This is a genomic window from Mesorhizobium neociceri, assembly GCF_013520985.1.
Taxonomy (GTDB): domain Bacteria; phylum Pseudomonadota; class Alphaproteobacteria; order Rhizobiales; family Rhizobiaceae; genus Mesorhizobium; species Mesorhizobium neociceri.
Window position 1 is genome coordinate 46,099 of sequence record NZ_JACDTY010000003.1, and the last position, 12,115, is coordinate 58,213.

At 61.0% G+C, this 12,115-nt stretch carries 15 protein-coding genes and 1 tRNA gene; 5 read left to right on the plus strand and 11 right to left on the minus strand.

All coding sequences use genetic code 11. The features are described from left to right. The first annotated feature begins 132 nt into the window (after positions 1-132). Positions 133-894, plus strand: coding sequence for a GNAT family N-acetyltransferase (locus H0241_RS08145; RefSeq protein WP_181056927.1), 762 nt, complete (start codon positions 133-135; stop codon positions 892-894). 13 nt (positions 895-907) lie between these two features. On the opposite strand, the gene H0241_RS08150 is transcribed toward H0241_RS08145, so the two are convergent. The 9 genes from H0241_RS08150 to H0241_RS08185 form a co-directional block, all read right to left on the minus strand. Beyond that, entirely contained in the window at positions 908-1,726 is an 819-nt protein-coding gene (locus H0241_RS08150) for an MBL fold metallo-hydrolase (RefSeq protein ID WP_181056928.1), read from the minus strand. Positions 1,727-1,729: 3 nt separating this feature from the next. Next, complete coding sequence (locus H0241_RS08155; protein ID WP_181056929.1) at positions 1,730-2,518, minus strand: TatD family hydrolase; 789 nt, start codon at positions 2,516-2,518, stop codon at positions 1,730-1,732. Continuing rightward, positions 2,518-4,068: a methionine--tRNA ligase gene (gene metG, locus H0241_RS08160; protein WP_181056930.1), complete on the minus strand. Its 1,551-nt coding sequence runs from the start codon at positions 4,066-4,068 to the stop codon at positions 2,518-2,520. The genes H0241_RS08155 and metG overlap by 1 nt, the downstream gene beginning before the upstream one ends. A gap of 92 nt (positions 4,069-4,160) precedes the next feature. Continuing rightward, positions 4,161-5,216, minus strand: a complete 1,056-nt coding sequence (locus H0241_RS08165; RefSeq protein WP_181056931.1) for a DNA polymerase III subunit delta' — start codon at positions 5,214-5,216, stop codon at positions 4,161-4,163. Next, positions 5,213-5,887, minus strand: a complete 675-nt coding sequence (gene tmk / locus H0241_RS08170; RefSeq protein ID WP_181056932.1) for a dTMP kinase — start codon at positions 5,885-5,887, stop codon at positions 5,213-5,215. The genes H0241_RS08165 and tmk overlap by 4 nt, the downstream gene beginning before the upstream one ends. Before the next feature lie 71 nt (positions 5,888-5,958). Further along, positions 5,959-7,125, minus strand: a complete 1,167-nt coding sequence (locus H0241_RS08175; RefSeq protein ID WP_181056933.1) for a D-alanyl-D-alanine carboxypeptidase family protein — start codon at positions 7,123-7,125, stop codon at positions 5,959-5,961. 98 nt (positions 7,126-7,223) lie between these two features. Next, a complete protein-coding gene (locus tag H0241_RS08180; protein ID WP_181056934.1) occupies positions 7,224-8,435 on the minus strand; it encodes a septal ring lytic transglycosylase RlpA family protein in 1,212 nt (403 codons plus the stop codon). A gap of 206 nt (positions 8,436-8,641) precedes the next feature. Beyond that, a complete protein-coding gene (locus H0241_RS35385) occupies positions 8,642-8,734 on the minus strand; it encodes a putative RiPP precursor (protein WP_210284817.1) in 93 nt (30 codons plus the stop codon). Between the two features lie 148 nt (positions 8,735-8,882). Then, positions 8,883-9,305: a hypothetical protein gene (locus H0241_RS08185; protein ID WP_181056935.1), complete on the minus strand. Its 423-nt coding sequence runs from the start codon at positions 9,303-9,305 to the stop codon at positions 8,883-8,885. A gap of 184 nt (positions 9,306-9,489) precedes the next feature. Between H0241_RS08185 and H0241_RS08190 the strand changes: the two genes are divergently transcribed. Beyond that, the gene (locus H0241_RS08190; protein ID WP_181056936.1) at positions 9,490-9,738 is read left to right on the plus strand and encodes a hypothetical protein; all 249 of its coding nucleotides are present in this window, start codon (positions 9,490-9,492) and stop codon (positions 9,736-9,738) included. Between the two features lie 97 nt (positions 9,739-9,835). Here the strand turns inward: H0241_RS08190 and H0241_RS35390 are convergent, their stop codons facing one another. Continuing rightward, a complete protein-coding gene (locus H0241_RS35390) occupies positions 9,836-10,105 on the minus strand; it encodes a hypothetical protein (RefSeq protein WP_210284818.1) in 270 nt (89 codons plus the stop codon). 215 nt (positions 10,106-10,320) lie between these two features. On the opposite strand from H0241_RS35390, the gene H0241_RS08195 reads away from it, so the two are divergent. From H0241_RS08195 to H0241_RS08205, 3 genes are all read left to right on the plus strand, one after another. After that, positions 10,321-10,653 carry a tyrosine-type recombinase/integrase gene (locus H0241_RS08195; RefSeq protein WP_235984205.1) on the plus strand — a complete coding sequence of 111 codons (333 nt, stop codon included), beginning with the start codon at positions 10,321-10,323 and terminating at the stop codon, positions 10,651-10,653. 73 nt (positions 10,654-10,726) lie between these two features. Next, positions 10,727-10,816 (plus strand) — tRNA-Ser (locus H0241_RS08200). A 165-nt stretch (positions 10,817-10,981) separates the two neighbouring features. After that, positions 10,982-11,557, plus strand: a complete 576-nt coding sequence (locus tag H0241_RS08205; RefSeq protein ID WP_181056937.1) for a hypothetical protein — start codon at positions 10,982-10,984, stop codon at positions 11,555-11,557. Between the two features lie 21 nt (positions 11,558-11,578). Here H0241_RS08205 and H0241_RS08210 read toward each other — a convergent pair whose 3' ends face one another. Next, positions 11,579-12,082 carry a hypothetical protein gene (locus tag H0241_RS08210; RefSeq protein ID WP_181056938.1) on the minus strand — a complete coding sequence of 168 codons (504 nt, stop codon included), beginning with the start codon at positions 12,080-12,082 and terminating at the stop codon, positions 11,579-11,581. Positions 12,083-12,115 lie beyond the last annotated feature (33 nt).

Genomic DNA, 12,115 nt, shown 5'->3' on the forward strand with positions numbered 1-12,115 from the left:
CATAAAAGTCGCATAAGATAGATTATGGAACTTGCGCATTGGGCCGTAGCTGGGAATTGCTGCTGATTTTCATAGGCTTGGCACGGTCGACGCGTGTTGCCTTGAGCTGATGGCCAACGCTACGCTGCATGGATGACAACAGCAAAGCGTGACATCGAAGTAGCGATCGACGTGTTCGTGCACGGCTTCAGTGCCGACAAGAGCCGCAGCTTTCCGTATGAGGCCAGCCGCGTCGGGCCTTTGTGGCTGATGCGCGATGCCGAGCGCAAGAATGCTCGCGACTATCGCGGCGAAGAATGGGTCGTCCATGACGTCACCGCCGAGGAAGCCGATGCGATCGTGCGGCAGCACGCGCGGCCGGGCTTTGCTGTTTCGGTCGTGATCGCCGACGGCGAACAAGATCAGCTGGTGCGAACCGCCTACAAGGCTCTCGGCTACCGCCTGCTGCGGACGGAAGGTTTTTTCGTCCAGCCATTGCGCCAGATCCCGGATCCGCCAGCCGCTGTCTCGGTTGAGCGCGTGCAGACAGTCGAACGAGCGGCGCAGCTGGCAAAGATCATACGCAGGCGGCCAATCGCGGCCGATCTGCTCGGCGACGGCGCGCCGTTCCGCCAATATGTGGCGCTCGATGGCGACGCTATCGTCGGGCGTGTGCGCAGCATAGACGCTGTCGGCGCCACATGGTGCTCGGCAATGTATGTCGAACCTTCGCACCGGCGTCGCGGCATCGGCCAGGCGCTGATGTCTAAAATGCTGCAGGACGACCGGGCTTGTGGGTCGCGGTGCTCGGTGCTGATGGCGACGCATGCCGGGGCGTTGCTTTATCCCCGCATGGGCTATGAGCGAATTGGGACGCTGCTGATATTCGGACCGAAGAGCCGAACACCCTTATGAGAGGTTTGCCGTATCACGCTGATTCATAAGGAATTTCGATTACCATGCCGTCATAGGCTGGGACCACGGTGTCCGGCGTCTCGGCCATCACCGTGGCATAGTCGAGCGGCACGTGCATATGCGTCAGAACGGCGTGTTTCGGCGTCAGTTCTTCAATCCAGCCGAGCGCCTGGCCAAGCGACAGATGGCTGGGATGGGTGTTGTACTGCAAGGCATCGATGACCAGCATCTCCAGGCCGCGCAGCCGCTCGGCAGTGGCATCCGGGAAATCGCTGATATCAGGGCAATAGGCCAGGCCGCCGATGCGGAAACCGAGCGAAATGATGTCGCCATGGATCTGCGGCAGCGGCTCCAGGGTGAGGGCACCGCCCTCGCCTTCGATCGTCACCGGTCTTGCGTGATCGATGATGTGCGGCCTGACAATCGGTGGGTAAGAGCTGCCCAGCGGCGTCTCGAAGCAATAGCCGAACGCTTCGCGCAACCTAAGCATGGTCGGCTGGTCGGCGTGGACATCGATCAGATGGCGTTGCTCCAGCACGTAGCCGCGCAGATCGTCGATGCCGTGGATGTGGTCGGCGTGCGGATGCGTATAGACGACGGCGTCGATGCGCCGTACCGCAGCCATCAGCATCTGCTCGCGGAAGTCAGGCCCGGTGTCGATGACGACGGTAGTCCTCAAGCCATTCGCCGCTATCCGCTCGACCAGTGCCGCGGAGCGCGTGCGCCGGTTCTTCGGATTGGCCGGGTCGCAATTGCCCCAGTCTCCGGTGATGCGCGGCGTGCCGGGCGACGAGCCGCAGCCGAGAATGGTGAGGCGCAGCCGGTCACTCATGCGTCAGAGCCCGGAGGGCCGCGGCATCTTGCCGAATAGCCGGAAGAAATTGGCCGTCGTCAGTGCCGCGATCTCGGCCTCGTCGACGCCGATCGTTTCGGCCAGCACCTTGGCCGTATGCGCGACATAGGCCGGCTCGTTGCGCTTGCCGCGGAACGGCACCGGCGCCAGATAGGGCGCGTCGGTCTCGACCAGCAGCCGGTCATGCGGCACATCGGCTGCGATAGCGCGCAACTCGGCGGAGTTCTTGAAGGTCAGTATGCCGGAGAACGACACATAGCCGCCAAGCGCCACGCCGACCTCGGCCAGCCGGCGCCCCGAGGAAAAACAGTGCAGGATGAAGGGGAAGGCGCCCTTTCCTGTTTCGTCTTCGAGGATGGCAGCCATGTCGTCGTCGGCATCGCGCGAATGGATGACCAGCGGCAGGCCCGTCTCGCGCGCAGCTGATATGTGGGTGCGAAAGCCCTGCGCTTGCGCATCGCGCGGCGCCTTGTCGTAGTAATAGTCGAGCCCGGCCTCGCCGATCGCCACCACCTTTGGATGCGCGGAGAGGCGCACAAGCTCCGCAGCCGTTACATCCAGCTCTTCGCCGGCATTGTGCGGATGGGTGCCGACCGAGCAATAGACCTCGTCGAAACTCTCAGCGATCTCAAGCACTTGCTGAAACCGCTTCACACGTGTCGAGATCGTCACCATGCGACCTATGCCGGCGGCCTTGGCGCGGGCGACGATGGCCGCCCGCTCCTCGGCGAAGTCCGGAAAGTCGAGATGGCAATGGCTGTCGACGAGCATCAGGCGCTCGCCTCCGGCTTTTCGACGTAGCGCGGAAAGACGCCCTCTGGCACAGGCAATGCCGTACCGGGCACGAGTGCATAATCTGCGTGGACATGCGCAAAGTCACGATTGTCCGCCGGCACCGCCAGCAGGTCGAGCAGCTTCGCGGCCGACCCCGGAATGTAGGGCTGGCACAGCAACGCCACGCGCCGTACCAGCTCGGCGGTCGTCCACAGCACCGTTTCCATGCGCGCCGGATCGGTCTTCTTCAGCGCCCAGGGTGCCTGCGAGGCGAAGTAGCGGTCGGCTTCCGCCACCACTCCGAAGATCGCCGCCAGCGCCAGATGGATGCCCTGTTCCGCCATCGCCTTGCGCGCCGTGGCCAGCGCTTCCACCGCCTGGTCGAGGATCGCGCCATCGGCATCCAGGAGGTCGCCGCGCTGCGGCACCACACCGCCGCAGTTCTTGGCAATCATAGACAGCGAACGCTGCGCCAGATTGCCGAGGCCGTTGGCAAGGTCGGCATTGGTGCGGTTGACGATTGCGTCATGGCTGTAGCTGCCGTCCTGGCCGAACGGCACTTCGCGCAGGAAGAAATAGCGCACCTGGTCGAGGCCGTAATGCTCGACCATGGTGAAGGGGTCGACGACATTACCGACCGACTTCGACATTTTCTCGCCGCGGTTGAACAGGAAGCCATGTGCGAACACGCGCTTTGGCAGTTCGATGCCCGCCGACATCAGGAAAGCCGGCCAATAGACCGCATGAAAGCGGACGATGTCCTTGCCGATTATGTGCGTGGCCGGCCAGTAGCGCCATTGCTCGGCCTTGGTGTCGGGATAACCAGCGGCGGTGATGTAGTTGGTCAAGGCATCGACCCAGACATACATCACATGCTTGTCATCACCAGGCACCGGCACGCCCCAATTGAAGGTCGTGCGCGAGATCGAGATATCCTTGAGGCCGGACCTGACGAAGCTCATCACCTCATTTCGGCGCTCGGCCGGACCGATGAAATCGGGCTGGTTTTCGTACAGCGCAAGCAATTTGTCCTGGTAGGCGGAAAGCCGGAAGAAATAACTTTCCTCCTCGTTCCACTCGACGGGCGAGCCAAGCGGCTCGCGTCGCACACCGTCGTCGCCGAGCGTGGTTTCGCCCTCTTCGAAATAGGCTTCCTGGCGGACCGAATACCAGCCGCTATAGCGGTCGAGATAGATGTCGCCATTGGCGGCCATCGCCTTCCAGATCGCCTGGCAGGACGCGTAGTGGCGTGGTTCCGTCGTGCGGATGTAGTCATCATTCGAGCCGCCCATCGCCTCGGTCATCGAACGGAAGATCGCTGAATTGCGGTCGGCCAGCGCCAGAGGCGTGATGCCTTCCTTCTCAGCTGTCTGCTGCATCTTGAGGCCGTGTTCGTCGGTGCCGGTCAGGAAGAACACGTCCTTGCCGTCCAGGCGCTGGAAGCGGGCCAGCGCGTCGGTGGCAATTACGGTATAGGCGTGGCCGATATGCGGCTTGCCGTTCGGATAGAAAATCGGCGTCGTGATGTAGAATGTGTCGCGTGACATGAATGAACCGTCATGAATGTCCGAATTGAATGTGAGGCGGTGGATATCGCATCGAGACGGCGATTGCCATCCCGACCCGAGGCCGGATCCGGTCACATTCGCATTGCGGAATTCAGGCGGTCGATCATGGTCAAGGCGTGCTGCTTCTTGTCGAGATTGTAGGTATCGGTCTCAGATATAGCGTTCAGCGCCTCGTGCCAAGTGTCCGACAGTGTTTTCGCCCGCTGGAGGTCGCCGGCCAGGGCTGCTTCGCTGGCGCCCGCCGAGAGCAGATCCAGCGCGCGGCGGTTGAAGATGTCGAACTGGATCGCCTGGTCGCGGCCGGCGACGGCCTCGGCAAGGCGATAGGCGCCGGCGACGTCGTTCTTGCCCGCCGTCACCAGCGCGTCGAGCGTGCCGGCAATCTCCAGCCCGCCATATTGGGTCAACAGGATCGCATTGCGGGCGCTGCCCCCTGCCCGCTCTGCCAGAGCCGCGCGCGCCGCCGGATCGGCCGGCGGTGGCGGCTCGACGGTTTCCAGAACGCTCATCAGGCTGCCGGCATCAAGCGGTGCCAGCCGCACCATCTGGCAGCGCGAGCGGATCGTCGGCAACAGGCTGCCCGGCGCATGGACGATCAGGATAAACAGAGTGCGGGTCGGCGGCTCCTCAAGGTTTTTCAGCAAGGCATTGGCGGCGTTGATGTTCATGTCGTCGGCCGGATCGACGATCACCACCCGGTAGCTGCCGTCATGCGAGGTCAGCGACAGGAAGCGGTTGACCTTGCGGATCTCATCGACGGTGACGACGGTCTTGAAGCTCTTGGTCTTGTCGTTCAACGGCCGCGTCAGATGCAGCACGCCGGGATGCGCGCCGGTGGCGATCTGGCGAAACAGCGATGAGGCCGGATCAGGAACGGCAAACACGTCCGGCGCCTGTTCGAAGGCCGGATGCTTCAACAGATGATGCGCCAGATGAAAGGCGAGCGTTGCCTTGCCGATGCCGACCGGCCCGGCGAAGATCAGCGCATGCGGCAATTTTCCCGAGCGATAGGCGGCAGCGAGCATCGCGGCCGCCTGCTCATGGCCGACCAGACGCGGCGTTTCGGACGGCTCCGGTACACCGTCCAGCGTGTCGTGCTGTTCGGGGGCGATGCGTTCGAAGATCATGCGGGCGCCGCCTGTCTGTTGCGCGCGGGCGCCCTCGCCTCGAGTGCGGCAAACACCGCCGCCGTGACGACGTCCTCCACCGTATCGGGAGACGCCGACGCGTCGATGACGATGCAGCGGTTCGGCTCGGCGGCGGCAATCGCCAGGAAGGCATCGCGGCGGCGCTGGTGGATGTCCAGCGTCTCTTTTTCGAAGCGGTCCGGACCGTCGTCGGCACCACGCCGCGCGGTGGCGCGTCGCAGGCCCTCGGCGGGGTCGATGTCGAGGATCAGCGTCATGTCAGGCATCATGCCGTTGATGGCGACCTCTTCCAGCGCTTCCATGAAGGCCGGATCGAGGCCGCCGGTGACGCCCTGGTAGACGCGCGACGAGTCCAGGAAACGGTCGCACAGCACGATGGAGCCGCGCTCCACCGCCGGCCGGATGACCTGCTCGACATGGTCGGAACGCGCGGCGGCAAATAGCAGCGCCTCCATCTTCGGTCCGAACGGCTCGGCGGCGCCGGACAAGAGCACATGCCTGACCGCCTCGGCGCCGGGTGAGCCGCCAGGTTCGCGGGTGACGAGGACATCATACTTCTTGGCGCGCATCTTCCTGGCCAGCCGCTCGATCTGCGTCGACTTGCCGGCGCCCTCGCCGCCTTCGAAGGTGATGAAAAATCCGCTTGCCAATCGAAAGGCCTTTGTCCTGCTTTGCGCTGACGTCATAGTCCGCGCCTGAGAAAAGGTCCACGCCGCAGGAGTTAACGCAGCCAGCCTACCGCCAGTTCCTTGGCGGCATCCAGCGCGCGTTGCGGCAATGTGCCGACGCCGACCGATTCGGCTGCGAAAAGCGGTGTCTCCTGGCTCAGCGTGTCGCCGATCCAGATGCGCAGCGTACCGACGGGCTGGCCCTCCTCCACCGGCGCCGACACCGGCCCCTGATAGACAATCTTTGCGGTCAGCTTGTCGCGGTGGGCGATCGGCAGCAGCACGTTGATCGGCGCCTTTGCCTTCAGCGCGACGCCGGATTTGGCGCCGCCGAACACCTGGGCTTCGCCGACCACTTCATTGCTGGCGAAAATTTCGGTCTTCTCGAAAGAGCGGACGCCCCATTCGAGCAGCTTTCGGGCCTCCTCGGCACGCTCGCGATCGTTCGCCAATCCGCTCATCGCCGCTATCACCCGCGTACCGTCATGGCTGACCGAGCCGACGATGCCGAAACCACTCGCCTCGCTTGAACCGACCGCCAGCCCATCGGCGCCGATCCCCATGGCCAGCAGCGGGTTGCGGTTCCTTTGCGAAATCTTGTTCCAGGTGAAATCGGCCCGGCCGTAATAGAGGTAGAGATCGGGGTATTCGCGCCACATATGCAGGCCAAGCTGCGCCAGTTCGCGCACTGTCGTCTGCTGTCCGTCGGCCGGCAGGCCGGTCGAATTGACGAATGTCGATTTCGCCAGCCCGATCTGGCGGGCGCGATCGTTCATCTGCGCGGCGAAATTCTCTTCGGAGCCCGCCATGCCCTCGGCCAGCACCATGCAGCCGTCATTGGCGGCCTGTATGGTGACGCCCTGGATCAGGTCCTCGACCCGGACCGCCGATTTGAGCTTGGCGAACATGGTCGACGTTCCTGACGGGGCGCCGCCCTTGCGCCAGGCATTCTCCGAGACCACGAAAGTGTCGTCCAGGGTCATGCGCTTCGACTTGATGGCGTTGAAGACCATTTCCATGGTCATCAGCTTGGCCATTGAGGCCGGCGGTATAGGTTGGTCGGCATCCTTGGAAAACAGCACCGTGCCGGTTTCGGCATCGATCATGAAAGCCTGTGTAGCCTTGGTCTCAAAAAGCTGCGCGTTCGCCGGGACCAGCGCGGCGAACAAGAGGCCAAGACCCAAAAGCCCGGCAAAAGGGTGGACAAGGCGAAATCGCATGAGAGGCTCGACCTGTTGGCCTGCAGGAAACTTGCTGCAAAGCTATCAGGCTTCTTCCCGGCGGATCAACCGCGCAATGGCAAAGCCGGCCTTGTTGATCAGTTGCGCACAGCCAGCGCGTCTGGCGCGCCATGCGACCATGCCGCGCGCAGGAGGTCATCGACATTGCCGTGGCCATCCGGATAGAGATTGACCGCGTACCAGTCATTGCCGTCGAGTTCGGTGCTCTGGATTTCGGTCCTTCCGAAGGGCTCGAGGGCTTCAGCCACCCGCTTTGCCTCGGCGGCATCGTCGAAGGAGCCGGCCGCGACATAATCCGAGACAGCAGGCGCTGCCTGCGGGTTGGATGTCTTCCACGACCGCAGGATGTCGGCCGGCGACATGCCCTGGTCATCGAGGGCTGCAAACACGTCGGCCCGCTGCACGCGTTCATCCGCATAGGACAGCGAGGCCACGGCAAAGGGCGATTCCGGACGCTGAGGCACGATCGGCCCGAATTCAGGCAGTGTCACGTCGCTTGAAGCCGGTGCCTGCATCGACATTACCGGCTGCGCTTCGGTGCCAGAATTCGTCAGCTGGCCGGGAAACGGCACGGCGGCAGGTGGTGCGCCAACAGATAGGCTAGGCGATGGGCCGGCCATCGCCACCATAACGCCGGTCGGCAAGCCATCCGACGGGTCCGGTATCCGGTTGCCAGGATGGTAGGATGCCATCAGATACTGATCGTCGTCGCCATCGAGCGGAGCGCGGCCGACATATTCAACCTTCACCTTGGCGGTCCCAACCTTGGCGTAGTCGAGCATCTGCGCGGCACGCTCCGAGACGTCGATGATGCGGCCTTCATGGTACGGGCCACGGTCGTTCACGCGCACGATAACCGAACTGCCGGTTTCGAGGTTGGTGACGCGGGCGTAGCTCGGCAGCGGCATGGTCGGGTGCGCTGCCGTCAGATGCGTCATGTCATAGACTTCGCCATTGGCGGTCAGCCGGCCGTGGAAGGCATCGCCGTACCAGGAGGCAAGACCGACCTTGGCGTAGCGCTTGTCTTCCTTGGGATAGTACCACTTGCCGCGCACCTGATAGGGCTTGCCCAACTGGTCGCGGCCGCCGCCGCGCCGCATGTATTGGACGCGCGGGCTGGCTTTCACGCCATACTCGGTCTCGGCAAAATATTCCTTCGAGCGCGGCTTGCGGGTGTCGACCATCGCCTTCGGTTGCGGCGACGCACAAGCGGCCAGCAACACCGCCGAAAGAGCGCACAAGACCAAAGCAGGAGCGCGACGAAGACGCCGATGCGTCGTGGTCTGCATGTTTTCTGATGTCCCCTACCGTGTCGACACAGGCACCGCTTTTAGAATTTCGGCGGAGCCAGAGCAGCAATGCCTGCGACGCGCCAATCCCCATCCCCTTGTGCGCAGGAATTGCTTATCAGCGTATTAATCGATTGTGTCCGGAACCGGGCGAGATTGTGGCGTCGCGCCGGCGGCTGCACCGAGGCCTGTCGGCGTCAGACCTATCATTGCGGCTCGACGGACGAGACTTCCTGCGCTGTCACTTGCGACAGCTTCTGGCGCTTTACCAGGATCGGCTTCTCGTAGGTCCTCTTCATCGTTTCCCTCCGTCTGCTCTTGTTTTAGGAAACACAGATTGGCCGGTGTTTCGCCGCATTGTCAATGTTCGGGGCAGAACGGTGGGATCGCCCGCAGCAAAAGCCCCCGGCCAGGACTCGATTGCCCTGACCGGGAGAAGTATGGTTGTCAGGCAGGTATCAAGACGGCGATGCGATGTATGCCGACCACCTTGCTTGTATTGGTCGCTTCGTCGGTCTTGCCCTTGGAGCACGTGTATACGTCGCCTTCCTTGAGCTTGAATTCCTTGTCCGCTTTCTTGATCGTGAATGCACCTGCGGTGATCGTGCAGACCATGTCGTTGTCCATCATCATTGCGGGAGCGTGTGCCCCGGGCTGAAACACGACGTCAACGATTGAAATGCTCTTGTAAGCAGGAATGTCGGAGTTTCCTGTGCCGACCTCCACGACTCTGACGCCTGGGGCAATCTCCTTGCCTTCCTTCGGGCCATATTTCTTGGTCTTCGCAGACGCTACCAGGGTGAACAGAGGCGTTACCACAGCGGCCGTAACACCGAGCGCAATTGCAGACCTGCGATTCATGGTTTTCATCGCGTCCTCCCATATGTCGGTCACGCTTGAATGTGCGGGACGGCTCGTATTTTAGCAGATATGCATGTACTTGGCGCTGGCCATTTGTCACCCACCGTGCGCGCACTGCATGAAGCGAGCCTGAGCCGCACGAACCGATCGAGCTTGATAACTGCCACTTCCAATCACGACGGATACGCGCCTCGTGCCGGCCTCCCTCGTCGCCATTAAAGTCCAGTTCGTCGCCGTTCGGCTCGATCGAGGAGATCGGATCGCCTTCGCGCCAGCCGGTAGCAATGCCGGTCCAGCCAAGGTCAGGCTCGCCTTCCGGATCGTTCCACGTGTTCTGCTCGATCTTGCCAGCGAGGCGTTGATCTACATGCGAAGGAGAGAACGACCATGGACCGCGTTTCTTGACGATCTGATGCGGCTGCATCAGACCCGAGCGAGATAGAATTGGCTTCGCTTGGCCATTGGGGTGGCAATCGGTGTCGGCATTGGTCTGGCCGTCGCTGGATAAAGAAAGGCCCGGAAGCCAAAGCCGCCGTCAATTATTGCCAGTTCGAAAACCACGGACTGGTGTCATACCCTAAGCGCGGATTATAATGATCCAGGAAGTTTGCGCCCCCATTTGGCGGTCGCGCAGCGACGGTACGTGTCGATTTACAATCCGGTTTCGAGGTCCGCTTGCTGCCAGCCTTCATATGAGCTGCAGAACATGAGGTTGCAGCCTGAGCGGTGGCCACCTTTTTCTTCTCTTTCGCAACAGCCGCTCCGGTGGCTGCCAATACCATTGCTACGCCAAAGACAACGAGTTTCATTGAAACGCCCTCACCCTGCACAATTCGAAATGATTGCGCCTAGTTAGCGTTACGTCAACGACATTTTGTCCGCAACGACGGCGAATAGTGCCAGTAAAAAGAGCCCGCCACCGTAAGGCAGCGGGTTTGGTCGAGCCACAAGTTGTGGCTTCACCATAGCTAGGCTTCGTTTCGCCGAACTGAAGGCGCACCGCGCGCGGCAGGCCGAGGAGCAGCTGCGCCAGGGCATTCGTCCGGACGCGGACAGCTTCGTTGTCGCTCAGGTCGACGGCCAGCCCCTCCAGCCCCGCTCCCTCACGCATGAGTGGGTGCGCGTTCTCGGCAAGACCTCGCTCCCCCGCATCCGCTTCCATGACCTTGCCCATGCCACGCAAATGCTTTCAGCCGGCGTTCATCCGAAGATTGCGAGCGAGCGCCTGGGGCATTCGAACATCGGCATAACGCTAGACCTCTATTCGCATGTTATGCCAGGAATGCTGGCAGACGCGGCAGAGCAAGTTGACGTCGCGTTGCAGGCGGTTATAAGCGACAACCGAAAAGGCAAATAGTTGCAAAGCGCGTAGCAGAAGGCTTTCCCTAGCCCTATGCTGATTACCAAAAGCGCAATGATTGCAATTAGTTGGAGGGATGGCCGAGCGGTTTAAGGCACCGGTCTTGAAAACCGGCGTGGGTGCAAGCCCACCGTGGGTTCGAATCCCACTCCCTCCGCCAGTCAATCTCTGAAAAGCCTAGAAAATACGGGGTTTGGCGATTTTCGGTTAGTGACCAACTAACCAATCTACTAATCATCGAACATACGAATTGTTAAAATCGCTTCCGATTGTCACCATGGGTTTCGCGGTGTCTAATTCACGCTCGTGTTTGGGAAGGGTTCATATGTCTCAAGATGATGCGTGGGCGATTTGGCACGATCCCACCAACATGTTTAGCCAATACGTTGAGGGCACGATTGTGCCGAAGACGTTTCTCCCGGCTGTCGGCTACGTGATCGTCGCGTTTTCCCAGCTAGATAGGCAATTGGATTTATCAATCGCGCATCTGTTGGGAGCTGATAGGGAAACCGGCCGAGCGATCACAGCTTCAGCCATCCACTATCAACCAAGGATCGATCTCCTAAAAAAGCTCATCGAATTGCGGGTTGCCGACGATGTGGATAAGCGGAAGCTCGAAAGGATCGCGGAAAAGATTTCGTCGGTGGCGCAAAAGCGGCATCGATTGATCCACGATTACGTCGGCAAGCTCACCCATGCGATTACAATTCCTCCGAGTAGTCCAACTTTGGATTTCAATCGGAAGGACACGGCGAAAAGCACAGAATTCACCGAAGAATCGTTGCAAGAACTTGGCTTGCAGATGCTGGATTTGGCGTACCGTCTTCAACGGTTTACAAAGGCTGATCCAAGCTGGAGTCTAGGTAATTCTTTCCCGTGGCGCGACAGATCGCGCAACTGATCGAACGGCCGGTCGGCGATGTCAAAAATCCCAGCTTGTGCGCGTTTTGCCCGCTCGCAGGTCCGATGTGCTTTTGAACCTGAATGTGTGGTCACGGTTCCTCTGGCAGACCTTGAAGTCGCCTTCCCCGGATATAAAGCTGATCAACCTCTCGGCATTGAGACATACTGGGCATATGAAATGGATCGGCTGCCCGTTCGCCTGATCCTCCCTCAACTTGAAAACCACGTCCTGTTGGCCGGTCTGAAAAAGCTCATATCGAGCCTTTTCATTTTCGAAGTCGTCTTGCCTCTTCAACTCGCGGCTAAGGGCTTTGATCGCGTCGCTCAAATCGACATTCATCATGTTCGCAGCGGTCAGTTGCGTTGCGAGCGTGTTAAGAAGCGCTTGGACCTCGCTGTTCTCTGGCTTTTTTTCAGACGCGAACAACTTCTTCACCGCCTCTGCGGTCGTGGCGGCTTTTTCAGTGGCACCCAGCGCCGTCGTCGCAAGTCCGATGACACTCGTAATCGAACTGAAATCCATCTGATCAACCCCCGCTTGCAATCAGCACATAAC